The organism is Paraburkholderia sp. WC7.3g, assembly GCF_050436345.1.
Classification (GTDB): domain Bacteria; phylum Pseudomonadota; class Gammaproteobacteria; order Burkholderiales; family Burkholderiaceae; genus Paraburkholderia; species Paraburkholderia podalyriae.
Map to the genome: position 1 here is coordinate 1,366,808 of NZ_JBNDMA010000004.1, position 24,775 is coordinate 1,391,582.

The 24,775-nt window shown below is 61.2% G+C and carries 18 protein-coding genes and 3 pseudogenes; 5 read left to right on the plus strand and 16 right to left on the minus strand.

All coding sequences use genetic code 11. From position 1 onward, the window contains the following. Positions 1 to 50 precede the first annotated feature (50 nt). Entirely contained in the window at positions 51 to 1,127 is a 1,077-nt protein-coding gene (locus tag OKW43_RS39790) for a YncE family protein (protein ID WP_429454199.1), read from the plus strand. Positions 1,128 to 1,135: 8 nt separating this feature from the next. Continuing rightward, positions 1,136 to 2,098 (plus strand): sterol desaturase family protein, encoded by a 963-nt coding sequence (locus OKW43_RS39795; protein ID WP_429454201.1) that lies wholly within the window; start codon positions 1,136 to 1,138, stop codon positions 2,096 to 2,098. Between the two features lie 1,075 nt (positions 2,099 to 3,173). Here OKW43_RS39795 and OKW43_RS39800 read toward each other — a convergent pair. From OKW43_RS39800 to OKW43_RS39810, 3 genes and pseudogenes are all read right to left on the minus strand, one after another. Continuing rightward, positions 3,174 to 4,044 (minus strand): annotated as a pseudogene (locus OKW43_RS39800) (TniB family NTP-binding protein). A gap of 3 nt (positions 4,045 to 4,047) precedes the next feature. After that, positions 4,048 to 4,563: a hypothetical protein gene (locus OKW43_RS39805; RefSeq protein WP_429454203.1), complete on the minus strand. Its 516-nt coding sequence runs from the start codon at positions 4,561 to 4,563 to the stop codon at positions 4,048 to 4,050. Between the two features lie 529 nt (positions 4,564 to 5,092). Next, positions 5,093 to 6,106 carry an IS110 family transposase gene (locus tag OKW43_RS39810; protein ID WP_187639337.1) on the minus strand — a complete coding sequence of 338 codons (1,014 nt, stop codon included), beginning with the start codon at positions 6,104 to 6,106 and terminating at the stop codon, positions 5,093 to 5,095. A 347-nt stretch (positions 6,107 to 6,453) separates the two neighbouring features. Between OKW43_RS39810 and OKW43_RS39815 the strand changes: the two are divergent. After that, positions 6,454 to 7,436, plus strand: a pseudogene (locus OKW43_RS39815) (Tn3 family transposase); the annotation flags it as partial. Between the two features lie 507 nt (positions 7,437 to 7,943). On the opposite strand, the gene OKW43_RS39820 reads toward OKW43_RS39815, so the two are convergent. The 11 genes from OKW43_RS39820 to OKW43_RS39870 all read right to left on the minus strand — a co-directional run bounded on the left by OKW43_RS39820 (position 7,944) and on the right by OKW43_RS39870 (position 20,208). Then, complete coding sequence (locus tag OKW43_RS39820; RefSeq protein ID WP_429454205.1) at positions 7,944 to 11,237, minus strand: adenylate/guanylate cyclase domain-containing protein; 3,294 nt, start codon at positions 11,235 to 11,237, stop codon at positions 7,944 to 7,946. Between the two features lie 240 nt (positions 11,238 to 11,477). Next, positions 11,478 to 11,876, minus strand: a complete 399-nt coding sequence (locus OKW43_RS39825) for a hypothetical protein (RefSeq protein ID WP_429454207.1) — start codon at positions 11,874 to 11,876, stop codon at positions 11,478 to 11,480. Between the two features lie 105 nt (positions 11,877 to 11,981). Then, a complete protein-coding gene (katG, locus tag OKW43_RS39830) occupies positions 11,982 to 14,150 on the minus strand; it encodes a catalase/peroxidase HPI (protein WP_429454209.1) in 2,169 nt (722 codons plus the stop codon). Beyond that, the gene (locus OKW43_RS39835) at positions 14,147 to 14,521 is read right to left on the minus strand and encodes a hypothetical protein (protein WP_429454211.1); all 375 of its coding nucleotides are present in this window, start codon (positions 14,519 to 14,521) and stop codon (positions 14,147 to 14,149) included. The genes katG and OKW43_RS39835 overlap by 4 nt, the downstream gene beginning before the upstream one ends. A gap of 226 nt (positions 14,522 to 14,747) precedes the next feature. Next, positions 14,748 to 14,891, minus strand: a complete 144-nt coding sequence (locus OKW43_RS39840) for a hypothetical protein (protein WP_429454213.1) — start codon at positions 14,889 to 14,891, stop codon at positions 14,748 to 14,750. Positions 14,892 to 14,981: 90 nt separating this feature from the next. Further along, positions 14,982 to 15,137 (minus strand): hypothetical protein, encoded by a 156-nt coding sequence (locus OKW43_RS39845; RefSeq protein WP_429454215.1) that lies wholly within the window; start codon positions 15,135 to 15,137, stop codon positions 14,982 to 14,984. Between the two features lie 158 nt (positions 15,138 to 15,295). Beyond that, positions 15,296 to 17,371, minus strand: coding sequence for an elongation factor G (fusA, locus tag OKW43_RS39850; protein ID WP_429454217.1), 2,076 nt, complete (start codon positions 17,369 to 17,371; stop codon positions 15,296 to 15,298). A 191-nt stretch (positions 17,372 to 17,562) separates the two neighbouring features. Continuing rightward, a complete protein-coding gene (locus OKW43_RS39855; RefSeq protein ID WP_429454761.1) occupies positions 17,563 to 18,024 on the minus strand; it encodes a BON domain-containing protein in 462 nt (153 codons plus the stop codon). A 451-nt stretch (positions 18,025 to 18,475) separates the two neighbouring features. After that, entirely contained in the window at positions 18,476 to 18,733 is a 258-nt protein-coding gene (locus OKW43_RS39860) for a hypothetical protein (RefSeq protein WP_429454219.1), read from the minus strand. Positions 18,734 to 18,929: 196 nt separating this feature from the next. Further along, on the minus strand, positions 18,930 to 19,277 hold the full coding sequence (locus tag OKW43_RS39865; protein ID WP_429454221.1) for an MTH938/NDUFAF3 family protein: 348 nt from the start codon (positions 19,275 to 19,277) through the stop codon (positions 18,930 to 18,932). Positions 19,278 to 19,614: 337 nt separating this feature from the next. Then, the gene (locus OKW43_RS39870; protein WP_429454223.1) at positions 19,615 to 20,208 is read right to left on the minus strand and encodes a hypothetical protein; all 594 of its coding nucleotides are present in this window, start codon (positions 20,206 to 20,208) and stop codon (positions 19,615 to 19,617) included. Between the two features lie 143 nt (positions 20,209 to 20,351). Here OKW43_RS39870 and phaZ point away from each other — a divergent pair, with 143 nt between their 5' ends. Then, positions 20,352 to 21,587 (plus strand): polyhydroxyalkanoate depolymerase, encoded by a 1,236-nt coding sequence (gene phaZ / locus OKW43_RS39875; protein ID WP_429454225.1) that lies wholly within the window; start codon positions 20,352 to 20,354, stop codon positions 21,585 to 21,587. A 28-nt stretch (positions 21,588 to 21,615) separates the two neighbouring features. Here the strand turns inward: phaZ and OKW43_RS39880 are convergent. Beyond that, positions 21,616 to 22,002, minus strand: a pseudogene (locus OKW43_RS39880) (transposase); the annotation flags it as partial. 625 nt (positions 22,003 to 22,627) lie between these two features. Next, positions 22,628 to 23,038: a hypothetical protein gene (locus OKW43_RS39885; protein ID WP_429454227.1), complete on the minus strand. Its 411-nt coding sequence runs from the start codon at positions 23,036 to 23,038 to the stop codon at positions 22,628 to 22,630. 679 nt (positions 23,039 to 23,717) lie between these two features. Here OKW43_RS39885 and OKW43_RS39890 point away from each other — a divergent pair. Next, a complete protein-coding gene (locus tag OKW43_RS39890) occupies positions 23,718 to 24,551 on the plus strand; it encodes a cell envelope integrity protein TolA (RefSeq protein ID WP_429454229.1) in 834 nt (277 codons plus the stop codon). The last annotated feature ends 224 nt before the right edge of the window (positions 24,552 to 24,775 follow it).

Below are 24,775 nucleotides of genomic sequence, written 5' to 3' on the forward strand. Positions count from 1 at the left end.
AGGAAGCGGTCGTAGCGTCGCTCCATATCAGCGCCATTCGCAATTCGTCCTTGCCTGACGGTGAATCCATCCAGCAGAATGAGTGGCTAATTCTCTCATGCATGCCCTCCATGAAGCTTTCACGTCGCGAAGTACTTGGCCGTAGTCTGGCCATTCCCCTGAGTCTCGGCCTGTCGCCTTTCCTCGCCCTTCATTCACGTATCGCCAGCGCGGCGCCTCTCTCTCTCGCAATCGTAATGAATTCCGGCGAAGCCAGCGTTTCGGTCATCGACATGGCGTCGCACAAGATCGTCCGGACATTGCCAACGTTGCGCGAACCCAGTCACTGGGCGCTTTCGCGCGACAGAAGCAAGCTCTATATTGCCGACGCCAGCGGCAATGCGCTGTTCATAGTCGACCCGCACACCGGTTTGGCGCTTGGCCACAAGGTGATCGCCGATCCGTACCAGCTTGGCTTCACGCCGGATTTCCGCTACCTCGTCGTCAATGCACTGCGGCTCAACTATGTCGACATCTACCGCCCCGACGACCTGACGCTCGTCAAGCGCTTCTCGCCGGGCGGCATGCCGAGCCACCTCGACTTCTCGCCGGACTCGCGCTGGAGCTTCAATTCGATGCAGGAGTCCGGCACGCTCGTTTCATTCGACCTGACGAACCTGACGATCCGCTGGAAGTCGAACGTCGGATCGACCCCCGCCGGCGTGCTCTGGCACAACGGCAAGGTACTGGTCTGCGTGATGGGCAGCGACCATGTGGCGGAAGTCGATCCAGTGACGGGTAACGTGCTGCGGCGGGTGAAAACGGGCGTCGGCCCGCACAATGTCTTTCTTGCGCCCGACGGCGCGACGCTCTACGTGAGCAACCGGATCGGCGGCTCGCTGGTGGCGCTCGATCCAACCACCCTCGAGCTTCGTCGTACCTATCCGTTCCACGCTGCGGGGCCAGATGATATTGCTGTTGGCCCCGACGGCAAGCTATGGGTGACGCTGCGTTTCCGGGAGCAGGTCGCCGTACTCGATCCAGCCAGCGGCAACTACGAGACCATTGAGGTCGGACGCTCGCCGCACGGCATCTTCCTCACCACCGAAATGAGCCGCCCAGGTCTCGTTACCGCCGAAACGCTCTAACGCCCATCATGCTGATATTTCTCGACAGATTCTTCAATATGCTGGCCGGTGAAATCGACCAGTATCTCGTTCTGCCGTTGCTGTATCACTTCGGCTGGATGCAATGGGAAGAGCTTTCCTTCGACTGGGCGCTGATCTGCGTCTATGGCCTCTTCGCGGTCATCGTCACGTATGCGGTTTGCTGGCCGCTCGAAGCACTCTTTCCGATCGAACGCTGGGATGACCGCAAAGCCGTCGTAACCGACGCGTTCTATACGATCCTCAACCGCGTCGGGGTGTTGCCTGTCGTCAGTTTCCTGCTGTTCTACCAGGTGCAGGTGTGGGTGAACGGCTTCGTGGTCGATCACGGCTACATACCGCCAACGCTTGAGACGTTGATACCGCCGCTTCTCGGACATCCGCTCATTACCTTCATCGCGTACGCGCTGATTCTGGACTGTGCCGATTACTGGCGTCACCGCCTGTCGCACTCATACCGTAGCTGGTACGCACTGCATGCGTTGCATCATGCGCAGCGACAGATGAGTTTCTGGTCGGACGACCGCAACCATCTGCTTGACGACCTGGTCGCCGCAATCTGGTTCGGCATCGTCGGCCTCGCGATCGGTATTCCGCCGCTGCAGTTTCCGCTGCTGTTCCTGTTCATGCGCTTCATCGAAAGCCTGAGCCACGCCAATATCAAGCTTTCGTTCGGCTGGCTCGGAGACCGGCTGATCGTCTCGCCGCGCTTTCACCGGCTGCATCACGGCCTGCGCGCGGCCGGCAGGAATTCCTGCAACTACGGCGCCGTGTTCCCGATCTGGGACATCGTGTTTGGTACAGCAGACTTCTCCGCCGAGTACCCACCTACAGGCGACCGGCGCGCACCGGAATCGATGGCCACGGGCGGCTACATCGCACAGCAGCTGGGCGGCTTGCAGTTTTTCCTTGAACAATGGCGGCAACCGGCAAAGGCTCGCCGCAGCTCCTGAGGACATCCCTGCATTGCGCCAATGCCCAAACGGGCCGGTTCATGTGCGCCTGGATTTGCGTCCGGACCGGCTGGTGCAAAGAACCTGTTAGTAGACCATAAAGCATCTGCTCTGTGCCTTTGAATCTGGGCGATAATTGCGGTTCACGGTTCGAAGACAGGCTGGTTGCTGGTTTCAGAATGCCCGGATACCGGCACCTACCCGCTCTATCCAGCTCTCCTCAGTTCAAAGAGTTCGAAGTGGTAAAGACTGTCAAGCAAAGATCAGGGCAAGTACACGTCGCGATACGGCCTGCGCTGCGGCAACATAGGGGGCTGTCTCTCCCGACGCGACGCGCCCGTCAAGGCGCCCATGGAGTGAATGATGTTGCGCAGAACCAGTTCCTGGTTTGTGCATTACACGCTCGCGCGTAAAGCGATCGGGCTCGCAATTTTTGTCAGCGGTTCCGCAGTGATTGTCGTGTATCTGCTACGACGCGTCTCCGATGGCTAAACGTCAAAGACAGGTGTTGAAGATCGTTAATTTTGCTAGCGGTGTCCGTTCAAGCGCTAATGCTGTCCATTAATTCTGCTAGCGCAGGCGGCCGGTGGCGCGAAACAAGCATTTTTCGCGGTAACGGCTGATCGCCCGAAGCGCGGCGTCGAAGTGATTTGATAGCCGAAACACGGACGCCGGCACTGTTTCAAGAGGCATGTGGTGCACGCTACAGAATTCGGCTGTCGGATCAAGCCACTCACGTTTCCAGCGTGGCGCTGACACGTCCGCGTCATTTAGCACGAGACATCTGAAGCAGTACGGCATGCAGCGACGGTCAGCGAGTCATGCCGGTGGCGTCTGTATGTGGCTCAACCTGCCGTCATCAAGACGTGCGAGCGTCGCGAATCGCCGTAGTGCTGGTTGCGAAATCGCCGGGAAAAGTATCCATCCTGCAGTTCCCAATACAGGCGTATCTTCCAAAACGCTGAATTCCCATAGCGTCTCAACGCTGATCTGATAACGCGTCGCAACCCTGCCTAGCCAGCTTCCGAAAGCTTCTTCATAAAATGGCCTCGGGGCGACCGGCCACAGGACCGCGTTACTGCGTGATTCGGTAGACATGCTCAAGGTGTGTCATGTCGATCAATTCGTCGCCGTTGCGAATCGCCAGTTCCGCAGCGTTGTTCAGCATCGTAGATATTTCACCGGTTAATCCCCCGCTCGCGCTCAAGACAAACTGAACGATCTCGCGTCGGGCGAGGTCCGAGGGTTTGCGCAGCGGCAACACTCGTTCAAATGCGGCAAGCAGCCGTCGCAGACCGTCGCTTTCGCGCCAGCGCGGAATGTCAAATGGCGTATAACGGCTGATCATCTGGGTATCAGTTTGAAGCGCCAATACTGCATCGCGGGTTCCGACCAGAACCATGCTGATCTGCAGATCATTGGCGAGGAACTTGAGAAGATTCAGGGACGCACGCTGCTCGCGATAGCTGCCCGCCAGCAGATGATGGATCTCATCGACAACCAACATCCGTGGGGATACGCGTCTGAGAATGTCACGAGCCAGTCGCTCCAGGGACGCCAGACCAGCCGCGGCATTGTGCGGAGCGCCTAGCTCGAAAAGAAGGCCCGAATAAAAACGATGCTGGTCTGGCGTCGGCGGCATCTGCATGGAAACGACCGAACAGCGTTCTACCCCAGTCCTGTCGTCAAATTCGTTGGGATGCGAGCGCCGGAATTTCGCGGTGATTTTGGTCTTGCCGATATTTGAGTCGCCATGCAGGAGCAGGCATGGCATCCGATCGCGACGAGGCGTTTCGTACAGACGCTCAAGTTGCTGCAACACTTGCGTGGCGCGCGGGTAGTCAATCCATCGATCGCGGAGAAGCGCAACAATGCGTTCGTCGTCCCCCCAACTCGGCCTGCTTTCTGGCGGTCGGCAACAGATGTCCGAGCGTGACATTTTTCATGTTCTACCTCACCATTGCTCGACATCGAATGATTGAACGGGCGCATCGTAATCGACCGACAAACCGCTCGATCGCGCCGAGCAGTGAAGGCTTGACGAGGCCGCGTGCGGCGACTAGGACGGGCAGCATGCGCTGCCAGTTTCCGGTCCAGACACGCGCAGATGACCTTTCTGCCGCATCGATGTGCCGCACGGCGACGGCTTCCGGATCGAAGTCAACACGACTCTGTGGGGGATCGTTCGCCAGCGTTGCTTCCGATAGTAGTACCAGGCATTCACGGTCATCCGACCGTGCCCAGAAATCGACGATGCAGCGTTGCCCGTCAACTGCCATGAAGCCAGGCGACTCACAGAATGTCCTCGTAGCAGGATCCGCTTCGAGCATCAGCCAGGCCTCGAAGGCGCTGCGCCCGTACAGCGTCAGGCGTCTCCCGAGCTTTGGACTGAAGACGTCATACCGGTGCGCGCCGCGAGGACGCGGTAGCGCGAGCGGCTCGAAGCTTCGCAAAACGTCGACCATGTATTCCACCTGCCTGAGGTTTCATGGTCTAGGACGAACGGGAATTGACGATTTTAATGCGCACTGATGCGAAGTGACGACTTTACTTCGCGGGAGAACGAAGTAAAGTCGTCACCCATTGGAAGGCCGAAGTAAAGGGATAAGACGTTCCCTTCAGGGACCAAGCCCTGCGCCTGAGAGCCGAATTGGCCATCCCGGGGCGATGCGAAGCTTGGTGGCGCGTCCGGTTTCTCGTCGTTTGGTTTGCGGAACTGATCCGCACCAGTCACCCATCGGGATCAAGATGAACGCCCGCGTTCCGGCATTCACCCCTGGCTCAGTAGAGCCCCAGAGAATCGTCGGTGCCAGGCCTGTGTCCAGAGGGATACATATCAATTCTATGGTTGCCCGCTTGCGGGTACCAGACAGCTGTCGGCTCACGACCTGGGCGTCTCAGGGTTCGCAGCAGCAGGATGGCCGGGGACCGGGCACAATCAACTCAATGGTTTCGGACCAACAACTTTAACGGGCTCTCGGCCCCCCGCCAAACCTAATTAAAGCATCGCTTTACCTCGAAAGGTTTGCCATCACGCATCATGTAATAGGACGCACGCGCCAGCTTGTGCGCAAGTGCCTTCATCGCGACTACCGGAAGACGCCTGGCCTTTTTCCGGTCATAGAAGCTTCTCGCCTGAGGACAGTAGCAAAGCGCCCCAGCTGCCGCTTCGATGAACGCCCAGGCGAGATATTTGTTGCCGTTCTTTGCATTGCCTTCGCCTTTTTTCTTGCCATTCGAGATCCGCTTGCTGTCGACGCACCGGCAGTAGGAACTGAACTGGCCAACGCTGGCGAAGCGGGCAATGGTGCCGGTCTCAAGCATGATCGTGGCCGCGAGTACATTACCGATACCCGGAGTGGTTTTCAGCATGACAAATTCCGGGCGTAGTCGCGCCTCGTGATGCAAGATCGTTTCGAGCGCAACTATCTCGCTCCGCAGCGTGCGCAGAACCACCATGTTGGCCATCAACGCGCGCTCGACATGCGCCGGTAAGCCGAATGCGCGTATGGCCTTATCATCCAGTCGCTGGACGTGTTCGCCGTTCATCCGGAGGTTGATCTGCCGCGCCAGTAGGCTCTCGATGCTCAGAATGTGAAGCGTGCGCTGCTGCACTAGCTGTAGCCGCTTGCGGGCGAGATCGCGCAACGCCCGCTCCGCTGGTGGATAGATGTAGCCTTCAGGCAGGAGTCCAAGACGGAAGATGTGGGCGAGGAACACCGCGTCACGCTCGTCGCCCGCATACTTCAGGCCCTCGTACTGCTTAATTGCCGCGGTGTTGGCGAGATGCAAGGCAAGGCCCGCAGCGATCAGTCCGTCGACAAGCCAGTACCAGTTGAACGTAGCCTCCACGACTACTCCTTGAAGCTCATCCCTGTGTGGCTCGAGCGCAGCCATAATCAGCTGCAAATCGTTGGTGAGCCGCTTGCAGTAAAGCACCCGATCCTGGTCGTCGATCACAGCGACCACGGCGTTGTTCGAGTGCAGATCGATGCCGCAATACTTCATATGCGCCTCCTGACAGGTCGGTTGGCGGTTCGCACCGCAACTGTAGACCTTTGCCGCCCACTACCTTGGGGGCGGCAAAGGAGGCCTTCCAGATGATTATCAACTCGAAGGCTCCCGCCCTTTCCTACCGGGCATTGGCCGGTGACAACATTACTTCGTTCTACGCCAGCCGCGCATCTCTTGTGCGTGAGCGTTTGATCGAAGCCATCCGCCCAGTGAGATCGCTGCTGGTGGCAATCGCCAGGCTGCCATGGCAGGCCACTGGGGAGCATCCCGTCACCGCCGCGCTGGCCAAGTTGTGTGGCCTGTACGAGCGCGGTGTCAGGAAGTTGCCTGACGATGCCGCTGCACCTCGCCTCGGGTCAGTTTGGCGCGATGCCATCTCGGGCTACGACCGGGAACGAGCGTTCCGCGCCTTGGAGGTAGCCGCGCTTTTCGCACTGCGCCGCTCGGTGCGCAACGGCTCGGTGTGGATCGAACACAGCCTGGGCTTCCGTGGCCGAGAGCGTCTGTTCCTGCCTGCAGAGCGTTGGAAGACCGAGGCGACGCGCCACTATGCACGTCTGTCGTTGCCGGCCAAGCCGGCGGAATTCCTTGAACCGCTGTTGGCGCGCGTACGTTCCAGCGTGGATGCGGTGGCAGAGGCTGCCCGGTCCGGCGTGCTACGCGTCGACGACGATCTCCACCTCTCGCCGCTGCCGGCAGATGACGACGATCCCGAGGTCACCAGGCTTCGCGCCAAGCTCGACCACCGCATCGGGGAAACGTCGACACGTCGCTTGTCGAGTCGCACTGGGACGCGCTTGTGCACTTGAGCGCCTCGGTGAGGAGCGGCCACGTCAGCGCAGTGGCAGCACTGGCTCGCTTCGGCTCCGCCGCCCGCGGCGATCCGATCTACGACGCCGGTGTACAACTCGGCAGATTGCTGCGAACGACCTTCTTGGCAGACTACTTCGTCAACGCCGCGTTTCGGCGAGAACTGCGGCGGGTGCTCAATCGCGGCGAGGCGGTCAACCCACTCAAGCGTGCGATCTACACCGGGCGAGTGGGCCCCGCGCAGGCCAGGCGCGTCGACGAGATGCAGGCGGTGGCCGATGCGCTGAGCTTGCTGACCAATATTGTGATGGCCTGGAACACCGCGCAGATGCAGACGGTCCTGGATCGCTCGGCCAATCGGAGGCAAGTCATCCCGGCAGAACTGATCGGCCGCATCGCGCCCACCCGGCTGGAAGGCATCAATCTGAGGGGCATCTTCCGCTTCCCCGTCGAGCGCTACGCCGGGCAAATCCTACCGACACAACGTTCAGCGAAAACAAGCGCCGTCGGCTGATATCGCCCACGCATTGACGCCCCCAAACACGTATCCAACCGTGAACAGAAACGTCAACCTAATCAATGACGTACGGATCGCTCCCCCACCGTTGCTAGCTCTGCGTACCGTCACTTATTGCACTGAAAACGAGTAGACCCGAACAGGACGGTTGCAGGGGTGTCAAGCGGCCGGTCGCTTGCGGTGCCTGTCGGTGGAACGGCGAACCCTCGAAGTCCCCTGCTGCCAGTGAGGTTCAGAAGTAAAAGCGTGCTGCTGCCGATTCGGCGGATAGCGGGAGATTTTTTCGCATTCGCGGCGCCGGGAGTGTCCGCATGCGCTACGCTATCGACACCTTTCATGCCCCCAGCAGAGTAGACGGCGAAGCGTAAGGATGCGCACCAGAATAGCCCGCGACGTGCGGTAGCGTACATTCGCACCTTTGTTAGTCGATGGGTGGCTTCGCTTTTTTCTGAAATGCTTCCCCAAGTCTTTGCGCCGACGCCGATCCCTGCTCTCGCGTCGATCCTAGTCAGCGTGCTTCATCTCGCCTGACAGTGCGGCGTCGATCGCCTGGATAGCGTGAACGAAACCAGACTTCCCGCCCTCTTGCTTGAGCCGCTGGAGTTCGTTCAACGATGCCAGGTCCCGGCTGCCCTTCCCGTATGAGACAAGCGCGCGTGCGCGTGCCACGAAAAAAACCGAAAAGGGCGATGGCTCGCGGCGCGCGTAATCTTCAAGGGCCGCAGCATGATGCGCGGCGTCGTCCCAGCGTCCCCGGTCGACGCATGCGTCGATCGCGTCACGTCGAAAGAGAAAGTGATTGTGGCTCACGGCCCCGGCGGCGAGCAAAGCTTCCCCTTCTGCGAGTGCCTGCTCGAAGACAGCGACGTCATCTGTCGCGTGCGCAAGGATGCCAAGATAGGTTGCGCCCAGGTAGGTCATGCCGGTCTTTCGGCTGATCGCCAGCGCCTCTCCGATATCGTCGAGTGCTTCACCCCGACGGCCGGCGATACGATGCAATTCCGCACGAAACGCGAGAGCCTCGCCTTCGAAGCGCCTTGATTTCAGCTCACGCGCACACTGGAGCGCCGGGCCAACCTGCTCCCAGGCACGATCCCACTCCGCGAGATCGTGCAGGCAGTGCCAGGCAGCGTGGTGGGCAACGGCGGCCGCCCGGAGATGGCCAACCTTTTCCGCCGCCGTGACGCTGGCGAGTGCGGCATCGAGTGCGGTTCTCACTTGGCCTGCAAACCACGCCATAATCGCGCACATCGGACGGTTGGCAACCTCAATCCGTCCAAACCCGTGGCGTTGGCAGAGTTCGACGCAGCGACTGAAGGCGTCGTGTGCGCTGATCATCCGGCCGCGCAAGTACTCTCCGTCTCCGAGCCCGCCCAGCGCAGCCGCCTCTTGTTCGGCGTCGCGCATTTCGCGCGCGAGAACAAGGCTGCGCCCGTGCTCGCGTACGCAGCCGTCGATGTCGCCGCGTGGAAAACACAGGTTGCCACGCAGGAAGTGAATGCGTGCTTCCTCGTGCAGGAGGCCTTCGGCGGTGGCAACTGCGGCGGCGCAGTCGAGATCGGCCCATGCACCATCGAGATCGTCCAGGACCCGCTTCACCGTGGCACGCCCGATCCATGCCCGGCAACGCTGCGCGTCCGTCGCGGCAGCCTTGAGGGCGTTTTCGAATGCTTCGAGTGCCGACGTCATGTTACCGACGTCATGCAGGATGTTGCCACGGAGGCACTCGAGTGCGACGCGGTCTGTCCGCGAATCCGCGAGTTCAAGCCCTCGTTCGACAAGCCGGAGCGCGGATTCATAGCGGTATCCGGACGCTTGCGAGCGCGCCGCGTCACAATAGGCGCGCGCCGCCTCGCCGTCCGCCGCGCGATCGAGATGCTCGGCCCGCAGCACGGGCTCACGCGTGGCGTACCATTGCGCGGCGCGACGATGCAGCTCACGACGCCGGCTCTTCAGGAGCCCGTCATAGACGCCATCGCGGATGAGTGCGTGATGGAACATGAATCCGCTGCCCAGGCGCCGTAACAGGCCACCCGTCAGGAGGGGTTCCAACGCTGTACCGGTACCATCGAGAAGATAATCGAGCGTTTCCTTCTCAAAGAGCTGGCCGAGTACCGACGCCGCCTGCAAGACATATTTATCCGTGGAATCAAGCCGGTCCAGCCGCGCTTGCACGAGACTTCGCACCGAACCCGGCACGCCGGTTCCCGCACTCTCTGCCGCATTGTCAAGCAACTGCTCGAGAAACAGCGGGTTGCCTGCGGCCCGTTCGACACAGCGTTCCGCCAGACCCGCCTCTGCACCAGCAAAAAATCCCGCCATCGCATGCGCTTCGCCGGCGCTTAGGGGACCCAGATCGACAAGCGTGTACTGGCCGCTGGCCGCTGCGCGCCACGGTTCGTCCAGCGAATCGCCCACGGTCCGCGCTGTCAGTACCAGCACAGCCGGACACTCCGCCACCGTCACGGATAGTCCGGCGAGGTCCCGCAGCGTCGATCCGTCCGACCAGTGAATATCCTCGACGGCCAGTATCCGAGGTTGCTGGCGGCTCGCGCGTTGGACGAGCCGGGTCAAGACATTCCGTCGGCCGCGAACGCGCATCGCATTGTCCATGGCCTCATAGACAGTCCGGTCGTCGAACGCCAGCGGTACATCGGCCAGGTCTTTGAGAAAGAGCGCGTCGCCGGCATCGATCAAACCGTCGGTGATCGCCCGTTCGACGGCGGCCGCACCGGCATTCCCATCGCCTTCGACGTCGAGTGCCAGGAGGCCATGCACGAGGGACCGGATGGCGTCGCGCTGGTTTCTCGAGCCGAAGTCGAGCACGAGGCCGCTATGGCAAACGAAACCCAGATCTCGTGCCTCACGTTGGAATTCCTCAACGAGGCGTGTTTTGCCGATCCCCGCCTCGCCGCATACCTGAACAGTGTGTCCGCATCTGGTCTTGCGGCACTCCTGTAGCACCGCCCGAAACTGGCGCAGCTCGTCACGACGGCCGACGAACGGTCGGCCCCGGGTTGAGCGTCGCAGGCCAGCGATACACCACGCCGGGACTGATTCCGCGAAACCCTTGACGGAAAGCGCGCCGCGTTCGGCGCAGTCGAGGCGGTCGGCCAGCGGCCGCCGCACGGCTTCCGAGATCAGGATCTCACCCGCCCCGGCCGCGTCGGTGAGACGCGAGGCGAGGTTGACCGTCTCGCCGGTTACGGTGTACTCCCTGTGGGTCGAGCTGCCGGTGCCACTTGCCACGACTTCGCCACCGGCAATGCCGATATGTACGGAGACTGGGCGTCCGAGGGAGCGCGACAGGCCGGGCATCGCGTCGCTGATTGCGAGCGCCGCCCGCACGGCGTGTTCGACATCATTTCCATGCGAGACCGGCGCCCCGAAAACCGCCATCACGCAGTCACCAACGTGCTTGTCGACGCGCCCGCCGTACTGCTCGATAGTGCGATCGGCCTGCTCGAAGTATCGATCGAGCAGCACGAGTACTTCCTCGGGGTCGACTTCACTGCTCATCGCCGTGAAGCCGCACAGATCGGCGAAGAGCACGGCGACCTGCCGACGCTCTCCGTTTGCCTCACCCAGGCGCGGGCCCGCCTGCGGGAACCCGGTTCGCGCCCGCAGTTCAGCCAACGCATCGAGCAGTTTGCGGCGATGGCCAACGGAAGTAATACCGAGTTCCTTCAGATCGTCCGCAGTGAGATTGGGCAGCACGTCCGCATCAATGGCGTTCTCGCGAAACACACGTTGATACCGTTCCATTCCGAGGCTGCACAGCCACGCGGCGACGTCCACGATCCCTCCTGTGCGGAAGGTGTCCAAACGGCTCCAAAGATAGCACGACGCCAGATTCGTGCACCGCGCAGGTTGATTGCTCGTCCTTGCGCGTCGGGCAGCAGTCGACCCGTTTCGGACGGCCATAGCGTCATCGCGCGAATGTGCACTGCGATCACGTTAGCGCGTCCTGCGCTGTCTGGAAGATCGGCGCCGCGGATCCGATTTGAAATAATCCCCGCCGTGTAATCGGCAAGGCGGTTAGGCATGTCCCTCCGCGCCACTGTGTCGGAGTACAGCCTCAATAAAGGATTCGGTATTGAAGAACGGCTCCTTCTCCGTAAAGAGAATTGGTTCTTGCGCAGCAGCAGTAAATATCGGTTCAGCGACCATTCGGCCGCCCTCGCTCATTTCAGCGACAAGGGCCAGAGGGAGTTTGCCGCTTGTGATAAGGGCAGCCGCGGCTTGCAGCCTGGAATGAACCGCAAACGCCTTGTAATGTTGCCCTCTAAAGAGACGCGCAACGCAGCTCGTCCGCCCCTCCCAGTTCCGTTTCTCAGGCGGAAGGTTATGAACTTCGTGGCTCGCAAGAATCAAGTCCTCCACGGAGACAGCAACCGAGCTGAGGCGAGCGATCAGGTTCGCGGTGTCTTGATCCATGGACTTGCCTCACATGATGCCGAGCAACGCGCCCGAGCAACGAGGCGCAGGCGACCCTCGGGAGGTGCGCCCACGCCTTGCTGCAGCGGGTGTCGTCACACTCGCCTAGAGCGCGGCTGCAACCGCGCGTCGACCGTTTCCCCGGCCGAGCAGGTCGTAGCGATCGAGATTCATGACCTTGTTCCACGCCGCCACGAAGTCGCGCACGAATCTCTCCTTCCCGTCGTCGCACGCGTAGACCTCGGCCAGCGCGCGCAATTGAGAATGCGCTCCGAAGACAAGGTCGGCAGCCGTCGCGGTCCACCTGGTCTTGCCCGTAGCGCGATCATTGCCCTCGTACACGTTCTTGTCCGAGGCGGAAGGTCTCCACGCTGTGCCGATGTCGAGCAAGTTCACGAAGAAGTCGTTGCTCAACGTACCCGGCTTGTCGGTGAACACGCCGTGCTTCGATTGCCCGTGGTTTGCACCGAGCATGCGCATGCCGCCGACGAGAACCGTCATCTGGGGCGCGGTCAGCTTTAAGAGGTTGGCCCGGTCCAGCAGACGGGCCTCCGGCGACAGGGGGTCTTCCGCCCGGAAATAGTTGCGGAACCCGTCGCCGATCGGTTCGAGCACATCAAAGATGCTCTCATCCGTCTGTTCCTGCGAGGCAACGGTGCGACCCGGCGCGAACGGGACGGTAATTTCGTATCCCGCCTTTCTGGCCGCTTCCTCGACGGCAGCGCACCCGCCGAGGACAATCAGATCGGCAAGCGAGACCTTCTTGCCACCGGACTGCGAGCCGTTGAAGTCTTTCTGGATGCGCTCAAGCGCTGTCAGGACCTTTGCCAGCCGCGGCGGCTCATTGGACTCCCAATCCTTTTGCGGCGCCAGGCGAATCCGCGCGCCGTTGGCACCACCACGTTTATCGGTGCCACGGAAGCTGGCGGCAGCGCCCCAGGCTGTGGAAACCAGCTCAGGGACGGACAAACCAGAGTCGAGGACCGTGCGCTTGAGGGCGACGATATCCTGTTCGTTGACCAGCTCGTGATCGACGGCTGGTATCGGGTCTTGCCAGAGCTGTGCCTCAGGGACCCAAGGGCCCAAATAGCGTGAGCGGGGACCCATGTCGCGGTGAAGCAACTTGAACCAGGCTTTGGCAAACGCGTCCTCGAGCTGGTCCGGGTTGTCGTAGAAACGCTTCGCAATCGGCCCGTAGATCGGATCCATTCGCAGCGACAGGTCTGTCGTCAGCATCGTCGGCGCGTGCCGCCTGGACGCCTCGTGTGCATCGGGCACAGTGTCGTTCGCCTCGGGATTCTTGGGCGTCCACTGCTTCGCGCCCGCAGGGCTCGTCGTCAGCTCCCACTCGTACTTGAACAGGTTCTCCAGAAACCCGTTGTCCCACTTGGTCGGATTGTTGGTCCATACGCCTTCAAGCCCGCTGGTAATCGCGTCGGAACCCTTGCCGCTGCCGAACTTGTTCTTCCAGCCCAGGCCTTGCTCCTCGATCGAGGAACCCTCTGGTTCCGGACCGACATTCCCTGCTGCCGGCGCAGCACCATGCGTCTTGCCGACCGTGTGGCCGCCCACGATGAGCGCAACGGTTTCTTCATCGTTCATGGCCATGCGGCCAAAAGTATCGCGGATGTCCTTGGCCGCAGCGAGCGGATCGGGGTTGCCCCCCGGTCCCTCGGGATTGACGTAGATCAGGCCCATCTGCACGTTGGCGAGCGGCTTGGCGAGTTCCCGGTCGCCGCTGTAGCGCTCGTCCCCCAGCCACGTGTCCTCCGGACCCCAAAAAATGTCTTCGGGCTCCCAGACGTCGGGCCGGCCAAAACCGAAGCCGAAGGTCTTGAAGCCCATCGATTCATAAGCCACATTGCCGGCCAGGATCAGCAGATCGGCCCAGGAAATCTTCTGGCCGTACTTCTGCTTGATGGGCCAGAGCAGCCGGCGCGCCTTGTCGAGATTGGCGTTGTCCGGCCAACTGTTCAGCGGCGCAAACCGCTGCTGGCCCTCGCCGCCGCCGCCGCGACCATCGGCGATGCGATACGTGCCGGCGGCATGCCAGGACATGCGGATGAACAAGGGCCCGTAGTGACCGTAGTCGGCCGGCCACCAATCCTGGGATGTGGTCATGAGCTTGATGAGGTCCTGCTTCAGCGCCTCGACATCAAGACTCCTGAACTGTTCGGCATAGTCGAACTCCTGTTCCAACGGGCAGGACAGGTGCGAGTGCGTGTGAAGCACCGAAAGATCCAGCTGATTCGGCCACCAATCCTTGTTCCTCATCGGTCGGCTGACCTTTGGAGTTGGCGCGGGGATGGCAGGGCTTTCGCTTTCGCTAGCACTTCCGGTGTGTTGCTTGTCAGACATATCATCCTCCATGGACCGTTTTTCGGGTCTTTCGGCGCACGCTTGCCGTCGATGATCGCCTTCGCTTCATCCATCGCCGCATCCAACGCCCAGTCTTCTTGACGATACCCCTCTTCCTCGAGGCATTGAACGGGGATTTGCATGGGTTGCTCTGCATCAAATTCGCTAGGGATAAGCACGAAACCGTTGAATCCGAATATTTGCAAGTGCTCGCCCCCGACGCCTTGTTTCGCAAACGTTCGAACCAGGTACTGAAATCCGTTGTACGTGTTCTCAGCGTGGGTCATGTCAATCTCCATCATCATTCAGGAAGACTCGCAGCATGAACATTGACACGAACACGCTGCGTGAGATTGCCAAGCGCGCGACGCCGGGACCGTGGAAATGGTGGACTTGTAATAGCGCTAAGCGCCTCACTGCGGGGCGCGGCCCCGACGGCGGCGTACTGCATACGACTATGGTACGCCGAGACCATGCCGACGTCGCTTGCGGCGTTGCCGACGTGGACCACAATCAGTTGTCGACCCTACAGCGGTCCTGGCCCTGCTCGATCAGGTAGAAAGGCTTCAGTTTGAGAATGCGCAACTGTCGACGCTCATCGACATACCCGAGTTGCACGACTTCGCGAAGGCGGTCGTGTCGAGGCCAGCCACTCATCAGCAAGCCGTATTTTCGGGTGGTGTCACAACCCAATGAGCGGTGAAATGACATTGAAACCAACGCTGATGCGCGAGCGGGCGTTCGTGTTCACACTGACACCAAACGTGGCAACCAGGCGGTAAACACGAGCAAGGTGCCGTCGCTCACCGTCACCACCGCCTGGTCGCTGTTGTACGCCGTCAATTCGGTGACCGGCGAACGAATGATGGCAGTCCGAGGGCGCGGATCGTGAAAGTTGATCATGGCCTGCGTCTGCAGATAGAGTTCTACGAGGATTACACACGAAGCGCGGAATGACGCTGCCCAAACGGATTCCGCTCGCCTGCGTGTGACCCAAAAACGGCGGGTTTCGAACCGTGCCGGCAGGCGCTGAATCCGACCGATGAAGATCGTTCCGCCGTTTAATTCCGGGACGGCACGCCTGTCACCTCAAGCTCGACCTCGGCATAGTGGTCGAACTCCATGGAATACAGCCCGCGGCCCTGGGTGACCGAGCGCAATTCAGTAACGTAGCCGAACATTTCGGCGAGAGGCACTTGGCCGGCAATCGCTTCCACACCGCCTGGGCGCGGCGCCACCGCTTCAATCTCGGCGCGGCGGGCGCCGAGCTGCGCCAGCGCGGCCCCGGTGTACTCAGTCGGCACCAGCACCTCGACGCGGAACATCGGTTCAAGCAGCACCATCCGCCCCTTGCCGAACGCCGCGCGACATGCCTGGATGGCCGCGGCGCGGTAAGCGAATTCGCTCGAATCGACAGAATGGCTGGAACCGCTTTCGAGACGCACCTCGATGTCGGTGACGGGATAGCCTGCCAGCGCTCCGATTTCGGCGGCATCGCGCACACCCTGCTCCACCGCCGGGATAAACTGGCGCGGCACAGCCCCGCCGGTGATTGCGTTTTCGAAGCGCATGCCCGAGCCACGCGCGCCGGGGTGCAGCGAGAGAATCACATGGCCGTATTGGCCATGCCCGCCAGTCTGGTGGACGAAACGCCCCTCCTCAGCCGCCACTGCGCGCGTGATGGTTTCCTTGTAGGCCACGCGCGGCCGCCCCATTTTCGCCGCTACACCGTATTCGCGCTCCAACCTGTCCAGCAAGATTTCGAGGTGGAGTTCGCCCATGGCGGCAATCAGCAACTGGCCGCTGTCTTCATCAAGGCTCAGTTGAAGGGTCGGATCCTCGTCGGTCAACTGGCGTAACGCCTCGGCCATGCGGCCATGCTCGGCGAGCGTTTTCGGTTCTACCGTGGCCCGCAGGACCGGCTCCGGGAAAGTGATCGTTTCCAGCGTGACCGGGTGTTCCGCGTCGCACAGCGTATCGCCCGTATAGGTCTGATTCAGGCCGAGAAACGCACCGATTTCCCCGGCGTGCAGCGCCTCGACGTTTTCGCGGTGATTGGCATACATGCGCAACAGGCGCCCGGCCTGCTCCTTGCGGTTACGGGTGGCATTGTGCAGCGCCATGCCGGCGCTGACCATGCCCGAGTAGACTCGCACATAGGCCAGGTGGCCGACGTAGGGATCGTTGACGATCTTGAAGACCAGCGCCGCGAGCGGTTCTTCGTCGCGCGGCGCGAGGCAGATCGTGAGGCCGCTGTCGGGATCGATTCCCTGCACCTCGCCGATATCGAGCGGTGACGGCAGAAAATCGACCACGCAGTCCAGCAGCGGTTGCACGCCGATATCCCGTAAGGCGGCGCCACAGCAAACCGGAAACAGGCGATTGGCGAGCGTGGCACGGCGCAGCGCCGCGCGTAACGGCTCCGTCCCGATGTCGCCGCCGGCCACATAAAGCGAGAGCAGTTCATCGTCAGCCTCGGCAACGGACTCGATCAGGCGTTGCCGCGCGACTTCGGCCGCCGCACGATATTCAGCCGGTACGAGACCGCATTCAGGCTTTCCCTCCTGCGCAGCCCCCCAGCGCAGCAGCTGCATCGACAGCAGATCGACCTCGCCTTCAAACGCCGCTTCGTGACCGACAGGCATTTGCAGGCACGCCACCGGCGCACCGAGGCGCTCACGCACGCTGGCTACCGCGCGCTCGAAGTCGGCCCCGATGCGATCCATTTTGTTGATGAAACACAGCCGCGGCACCCGGTAGCGATCGGCCTGCCGCCATACCGTCTCGCTTTGCGGCTGCACACCGTGCACCGCATCGAATACCACCACGGCGCCATCCAGCACCCGTAGCGAGCGCTGCACTTCGGCGGTGAAATCGATATGCCCCGGCGTATCGATCAGGTTGATCATGCAGTCGCGCCACCGCGCGCTGATGGACGCCGCCACGATCGTGATGCCGCGTTCGCGCTCCTGGGCCATCCAGTCGGTCACCGTCGTGCCGCTGTCGACCGAGCCAAGGCAATGGGTACGTCCCGTGTGAAAGAGAATCCGGTCGGTAATGGTGGTCTTGCCAGCGTCGATGTGGGCAATGACGCCGATGTTGCGGATGCCGGCGATCGGCACGGAGGTTGCAGCCACAGGTCATCTCCTGGGGGCTTTTGCAAAATGATAGTGGCCGGCGCTCCGGCGCGGCCTTGCCGTACTACTTGTACTGATGCAGCCGCGCCAGGCCACCGGAAACGCCTCGCTTGATTTTGCAACAACCCCTCAATGCGGGTAGCCGAAACCATCGGGGGTAAGCCATGGGCAGAAAGAATTTTGTCGATGAATCAGGCCCGCACGTCGATGCGGTTGACGACCTGGTCGATCGCGCCCCGGTACCAGGCGTCTTGTTCCGCCCGTCTGCGCTCGGCCTCGCTCGACACCCAACCCTCGAGTGTCACCGTGCGGTTCAGCGACTTGATCGTGATCTGGTCGGCATGCACGCAGGAATCGATTTCCAACACCAGGTGTAGGGCGTCGGTGATTTCGTCGTCGTTGTCTTCCTCGGCTGAAAACACGTCCAACAGGTTCACCACTTCGCGGCAACTGCCGGCCCACCAGGTGAAGACCCCGGCCAGGCGTTTGTGGGACAGGCTGATCACTTGTCCCGTCAGCGTCACCACGCCGTGCTGAACGGTGACTTCGATGGCGCCGCTGCCATCGTCGTTACCTACCGCGTCCATGGTACCGCGCAGTATTTCCACCTGCCCCTTGACGCGCGCACAGATCACGCAGTTGCGAAAGTCCACGGCTTGCAAGAGTCGCTCGCACACACTGTCGCACATGGCCCCATCACCGGCTGGCGACTCGATTCTCACACGCAGGCGGCGACCCACTCCGCCGCACCGCTGAGCAAGTGCGCCAAATGGATGACGCGACTGCATCACTGCCTTGCATGATCCGCCTCGCGCAAAAAGTTCATGGCGCGGCTCAATCAATGGACCGCCTCGCGAACCTGGCCCATCTCGCAGTGCGCGGGCCCGGCCCCGCGTAGTCTCCTGCCGCCTCTTTGGTGCCTGATAAGGCTCGCGTTCGTTAAATACGTCGCAGTGTCGACTTCGGCCCTCGCTGCTGTCGCCCTGCTTTGCCCAACCGTGCAGCAGTGGGATGCGAACGACGTACGCGTCGCACGCATCTGCTATTCGAATCTCCGCACCTTGTTAGTTAGCAAGCGCGCGCGCTGCATGTCGCGCCTGGTCCTCACGCGTCGAACCCTTGAGCAGCCGCCCCACGACTTTGGCGACGTTGGTTTGGCAACTCGCAGCCAGCATCACTTGACTGATGCCAGTCCGCATCGCCTCGCAACAACATAACAGGTGCCTTGATCTTCCCAAATTCGGATTGCTTGTCGAAGTTTTCGTAACCAGTGAGATCACCGCGCATGACCTGAGGTGTCGTGCGGGAATTCTGCCACACCACCTTCTCATACGCGGTCAGAAGGCGTGCGATATCCAACAATTCGCACTTCGGGCAACTCTTTCGCAATCGACACCAAGCGGTCATTCGAACGTTTGTGAAAACCCGAGAGGCTGTCGCATCTCGGGACATCCCTTGCTCTGAAATGACACGAAAGACATGACCCGCAAGCTCGGGCGCGAAGGACATGGGACACAACTACAATCAAGAAGCACAGGGACACTTCCGGTTGACGGGCCTAGCACGTGACATGCAGGATGGCATTGGCATGGTCAGGGTGCTCCTTCAGATTGGCGATGGCCTCTGCTGTCGGCAGGATGACCAGTTCGACTTGCCGACGCCGGGCCTCGAGCTTCACCTCTTCCATTACCGGTAACGCCCCGGTACCGGTGCCAATCACCAGCCGCCTGCATTTCCAGGGTATGTCCTCCGCCACTGACAGCGGTGTGTGCCCAAAGGTCTCGCGGAACGCCTTGGATGGATTCTTCTTGCGTTTGCGAACCTGTCCGTGCTCGATCACTACGTCATGCTGGTAGGTGACGCCATCAATACGGATGGAACCAAAGGAAAATGCTTCAAAGCGCATGCCCATCTCCGCCGCTTTTGTGCTGGTAAGCACTCATTGCGCCAAGACTCAACTCAGTGGTCGTCCAACACAATTATTATAGGTTGGAGGCAGCGTTGTGCGAATGTGGCCCGTCGGCGACCAACAGGGGTAAGCAAGCGCTTCCCGAAGCGCCGACAGGTGGCTCGGCGGATTTTGTGGCGCGGTCTGACAGCATCGTATTCTCCCGATGACTGGGGAGAATCCCCACCACTACGCTCCCACTGAACATCCGGCGTGGCTTGCGTGCGGAACTCCTGGACTACCAGCCGCACATTGATGGCAGATGCTACGATGGCTGAAAATCTCTGCGGAGGTCTCAATACAAAGCCCCGCTCTGTTCCACGTGCTTCTTGACCACCTCGAAGCGAACGGCACCCAGCCTGTCGACATTCAGCGGTTCGTCGACCGGTGGCACCGACTTCGATCGCACGACGCGTTTCCGTGCCCAGTCTGCTACCTCGCCGGCGAGGAGCAGCTGCTCGCAGCATTGCCAGCGCAAGGTAACTTCGAGCCATTTAAATGCCCAGGTTGTCGAACCCAGTTCGACGTACCAATCGACGGGTAGCGCCACGTCTTTCAGAAATGAGAGGGACAGCGCAAAACGCCGGTTTCCACGAGCGCATCGCCTAAAATCCAAGCATGTCGGCGACTTGGCAAGGAGGCGGCCATGGTCGAGTCGATGACGGGAGTGCTGTTTGGCGTGATCGCGCTGATCATGTCTGCAATATTGGTAGCAGAGCACTACCCATGAATGAAGATCCCTGTTCATCACGGAGTTCGAGGGCATCAATGACAACTTGGCGAGGTTCACACACATGAAATTCCAGGCCTTCGGGCCAAGCCATGTTAACAACCGGCACCACATTCCAGCGGCCGCGTCATCCAGCATGCCATCAGACTGACGCTTCATTCGTTCCGAAAACGCGACGCCCGATCGCTCGCGTCCGATCAACAATTTCTCGGCGTGTGGATCGCCGTTAAGCGCGGTTCGTTCCCATTTATCCGGTGGCCCTCCGGCCTCGACGGGGGAAGGAGCGAGACGCTGGAGACAGCATGTGGTACCCGTGGCTTGAAGCTCAGCGTGACCTGATGCAGTCGATCAGTAATTGCGCGATGCTGGGATACGACGTCTGGACGTTGCCGGCGATGTCTTGCACGCCCGTCGCTGCTGCCGGCTATGACTGGCTGTACCGGCTGGTTCGACCGCCGCCCGAGCCACCGCCGTTCGGCATCCCGGTGGTGACGGTCGGCGACCGCTCGGTACCTGTGGTCGAACGGGTGGTCGACAGCACGCCGTTTTGCGCGCTGCGGCAATTCATGCGCGCGCCGACGCCAGTTGCACCCAGGCGCGGTCAAAACTGCACTGCGCCACCGGATATCTTCCTCTGCGCGCCGCTCGCGGGACACCACGCGGTCATGCTGCGCGAGACCGTCGAAACGCTGCTACAGGACGGCGATGTGTACGTTACGGACTGGGCCAACGCGCGTAACGTGCCGCTTGCCGCAGGCCGCTTCGGACTCGACGACTATGTGCTCGCGCTCGAACGCTTTCTGCGAAAACTGGACTGCGCGCATACGCACGTCATCGCCGTCTGCCAGGCAACCGCTCCGACCCTTGCGGCTGCGGCATTGCTGGCGAGACAAGGAGAAGCGCCGCCGCTCAGCCTGACGCTGATGGGCGGGCCGATCGACACGCGCCTCAATCCGACGGCCGTCGACCGGTTGGCGCAAAGCCACAGCCTCGACTGGTTTCGCGGCACGGTGATCGAAACCGTTCCGCCCCGCTACGTCGGTTCCGGTCGCCGGGTCTGTCCGGGCTTCATCCAGCATGCGGCGATCGTCGCCACACATCCGCACCGCCAGTTGGCACTCGAATTGCGCTACTGGTCGAGCCGCCTCTCAGCCGATGCGACGGCCATCGCGAACAGCCTGCGTTCATTGAATGAATACGCTGCGGCCCTCGACATGACTGAAGATTATCTGCTCGACACGATCCGCGTGATCTTTCAGGAGCAGCACCTTGCCCACGGGGAATGGCGCGTCGGCGGAAGCTGTGTGCAGCCGCAGGATCTTGCATCCATGGCACTTTGTACGGTCGAGGGCGATCGCGACGACATTGCCGGCGCGGGCCAGACGCATGCCGCTCACGCGCTGTGCAGTGCGATCCCGGTACAGAAGCGCTGCCATTGGACGATATCGGATTGCGACCACTACGACCTGTTCACGGGACCAAGGTGGCACGAGGTGATTCACCCCGCCGTGGTCCGGTTCTGGGCATCGGTGCGCTGACCGGGGTGAACGCTAAACGCTGGCTCTGTCAATCCATCACGCTGGATCGCGCGGGAACGTGGCCAGCCTGATAGGCCTGGTTTCGTATCAACATGGCCGACGCTGTCCGTGCATTCTTTGCCGCGAGCGCCACGGCAGCGAAGTTTTTTGCCGGCGCCGACACAGTTTCATCAGCCAGGAATCAGCCATCTCGGGCCTGCATGGCTGCCATGCGGATGACCGCGCGGGCGCCGTGAATCAGAAGTGTTCGTAAAGCCGTATCGCCGCGCTTGCTGATACCCAGCAGGCGCAGGGTGCCGCCCGAGGAATGCTGGCGCGGCACCAGACCCAGCCATGCAGCGAGTTCGCGGCCGTCCCGAAAGGCTCGCGGGTTGCCGATCGAGGCTGCCAGCGCGGAAGCGGTGAGCGGCCCGATTCAGGGTTGCAAAAATGGGGTGGACCATAGATTTGGCATGAATCTCTCGCCGTTTAGCGGGAGTCGTCCATCACATCACAACCTCGAATGAATACTCTGAACGCGTCGCGTCTCGGCAATGCGCTCGTGGGGCCGCCCTCCAGTCTTTCAACGCATGGGATGTAAATTCCGCGAGATTCTGGCGCAATATAAGAATGCGGCAACCGTCGACGAAGACGGAGGCAGGCGTGACAAACTCCACCAGGCTCGAGCTGTTTTGTCGGTTATTCCTTGGTCTCTTTGTGGGCTTTTTTTGCATAACAGCCGCCCTTTTCGTGCGCTACATGTCGGGGACCCAGCTGCCGCAAGTAACCGTCGTGCAGTCGAGCACATCACAACCCTTGTCGGGAAGCGTCACGGCAGTCCCACTTTCATCCGCTTCCCCATATCAACCGACAACGCCTTCGCCAGATACTGGGGAAAAGACACTCATTGCGTCGTCGGCTTCCACGATCGTTACGTTCATCGCAGCCGCGGTGACTAACTTCCTAAGCTGGCGGAAGGACAAGACGAAGGCGATCAAAGAAAAGCGGGACGCGTCCCGCTAGTCTCTCGACCAGGAAGTAGCGACGCGACCCGCGCGCCGTCAGCTGTGCGACTTGGTGCGCATGCCGCCCACGCCGACCTTGCCGCGCCCGACACGATCAGTTCTGCTATGCGCCGAACTGCCGGGGCGCAGCTTCTTCCTGGAGACGCCCGTGAACGTCACCTGATCTGCAGGGTAGTAAGTCGCCCTGTGCACTGGTGCGTGATAGGCCGGATGGTCAGGGTTGAGGGCGAGCTTGACGGTTTTTACGCCGCAAAATTTCCCACGGCCCTTGGTTACGTCCCCCAGCGGAAGCGACAGCGCTTTGCTACCCGGCGCAGGGGCTTTCTCGGCCCCGATCTGGTCGAACCAGGCGTCCGCGCGCACGATTGCATACTTGACGCCGTTGACGGTGACATATGTCGCCTTCTCGCCGCGCTCGTAGTTGGGATCCTTGACGTCGATTGCCATGATGGACCTCCTCGAACGATACCGACACTAATAGTTTAGCGCCTGCGCCGCGATCGATGCCTTTCACCACACGCTGCCGATCCGCCGCATCATGCGCAATCGCATTGCCTGCCCGTTTTCATGCGGCGCTGTCCCGAAGCCGGTATACGGAGGCCAAGTCATCGGCATGCCGGCGCCGTTTCGAGGAATCCGTACGTGTGCCGCACGACTGGATCGCTCAATGCTGCGCCGCGTCGATAGCGTCCGCGTCGGAGGGGTAATCGCCGAGGTCACCCGAATACTTCACTTCTACGCCACCTACGCCCGCCGAGGCGCGACGATAAATTTTTGCGCGCGTTGTAACGGCCGCCTTCATCGGGTAGCGACACCCCAATAGATTTGGCAATTCCTGTCTCGTCTTTTTCGGTCGCTGTAGCACCCGCGTGGAGGCCGTTGCCAGGGTACAGGCAAGATCATGGGCCGGCAGAGATCAGATCCCGTTCAACGGGTGGTAATCTCCACCGACAAAACTAAAATTGTTGGTAGCGGCAATTGAAATGGGCAGACTGCAGTCGCGCCGCATCAGGCGCGCGGGGTTCGGCCTCAAATCGCAATGAGCACGAAGGCACGTTTTCCAGTCCGACTGCGGCGCGCGCGGCGCAGGTGGCGCAAGTTTGCGCTTGAGGTGACGGAGCGCGCCATGCGAGCGGTATCGACGCTCTCCCGCGCGACAGGCTGGAACGGCACGCCCGCCCGTACCAAAGCTGACATGCTTGAGCAAACGCGCCCGCCGGTCCAACTCCCTCGCGAGCGCGGCACCTGTCTTGCATTTGCGCTCGCCGCAGCGATGCATGTAGTGCTGGCCGCGTTCCTGTTCTCCGGCGCACACTGGCAGAAAAACACACCGGCCGGCACGACCGTAGTCGCGGCTGACCGGTCCACGTCGGCTCCATCGTCGTTGCCTGAGCTTTCCGTGACGGAGGAGCCCATGCGATCTACGGCCCGCGACGAAAATGCTCATGTCAATGTCGCGTCTCAGCCGGAAATGCACCAGTATCGGCAAACGGTGCGTCAGGCCCAACCGGCCAAACGGCCACGACAAGCGCCCGCTGTCCGAACCCTGGTGGCGAAGGCGGGAGAAAAAATCGCGCAGAAGGCAGACAGTTCGGCCGACGGACAACACGAGGAACGCCTCGCCGCATTCCGGGCATTGGCAGCGGACATATCGTCGGGTAACGACCTGAAGCCTGATAGCGTCGCAACGGCGTCGCCGGGTTACGCAGACCGGGTCAGACGGCGGGTGCGCCCGAACGTCGTGGCGCCGATTGACATCGATGGAAACCCGTCGTCGGTTATTGCCGTGAAATGTGCGCCCGATGGGTCGCTTTTGAGTGCCACAATGCTGCGCTCGAGTGGCAACCTCGAATGGGACATCGCCGCGTTGAGCGCGGTGGAGAAATCCGATCCGATGCCGCGGGATGTCAACGGCAGCGCACCGTCGAGTTTTCTGATCACATTTCGGCCGAAAGGCTGATTCCGATTCGCCAGGTCCGGTTGCCCGACTAATGGGCGTCGTCCAAGGCGATGCACCGGCCGCAGCTATGCGGCGACCCTGTTTCTGAGCTTTTTCTTAAACAGGTCGTGTTCCGTGATTTCTGTAGAGCATACGGCGGTAGGGAGCGCCAGGCTCGACAAGGCGTTGCGGGCTGTGCCTGTATAAATATCCCGTCCGGACAGGCACCACCGGCCTGGTCTTTT

What these genes read in the sequence shown, in the direction of transcription:
- OKW43_RS39810 (WP_187639337.1), bottom strand. Translation starts at nt 6,106, where the DNA reads ATGAAGTATTGCGGCATCGATCTGCACTCGAACAACGCCGTGGTCGCT.
- OKW43_RS39890 (WP_429454229.1), top strand. Translation starts at nt 23,718, where the DNA reads ATGCGAGCGGTATCGACGCTCTCCCGCGCGACAGGCTGGAACGGCACG.
- OKW43_RS39825 (WP_429454207.1), bottom strand. Translation starts at nt 11,876, where the DNA reads ATGGATCAAGACACCGCGAACCTGATCGCTCGCCTCAGCTCGGTTGCT.
- OKW43_RS39835 (WP_429454211.1), bottom strand. Translation starts at nt 14,521, where the DNA reads ATGACCCACGCTGAGAACACGTACAACGGATTTCAGTACCTGGTTCGA.
- OKW43_RS39885 (WP_429454227.1), bottom strand. Translation starts at nt 23,038, where the DNA reads ATGGCAATCGACGTCAAGGATCCCAACTACGAGCGCGGCGAGAAGGCG.
- OKW43_RS39805 (WP_429454203.1), bottom strand. Translation starts at nt 4,563, where the DNA reads ATGGTCGACGTTTTGCGAAGCTTCGAGCCGCTCGCGCTACCGCGTCCT.
- OKW43_RS39870 (WP_429454223.1), bottom strand. Translation starts at nt 20,208, where the DNA reads ATGAAGCGTCAGTCTGATGGCATGCTGGATGACGCGGCCGCTGGAATG.
- OKW43_RS39865 (WP_429454221.1), bottom strand. Translation starts at nt 19,277, where the DNA reads ATGCGCTTTGAAGCATTTTCCTTTGGTTCCATCCGTATTGATGGCGTC.
- phaZ (WP_429454225.1), top strand. Translation starts at nt 20,352, where the DNA reads ATGTGGTACCCGTGGCTTGAAGCTCAGCGTGACCTGATGCAGTCGATC.
- OKW43_RS39840 (WP_429454213.1), bottom strand. Translation starts at nt 14,891, where the DNA reads ATGAGTGGCTGGCCTCGACACGACCGCCTTCGCGAAGTCGTGCAACTC.
- OKW43_RS39845 (WP_429454215.1), bottom strand. Translation starts at nt 15,137, where the DNA reads ATGATCAACTTTCACGATCCGCGCCCTCGGACTGCCATCATTCGTTCG.
- OKW43_RS39795 (WP_429454201.1), top strand. Translation starts at nt 1,136, where the DNA reads ATGCTGATATTTCTCGACAGATTCTTCAATATGCTGGCCGGTGAAATC.
- katG (WP_429454209.1), bottom strand. Translation starts at nt 14,150, where the DNA reads ATGAGGAACAAGGATTGGTGGCCGAATCAGCTGGATCTTTCGGTGCTT.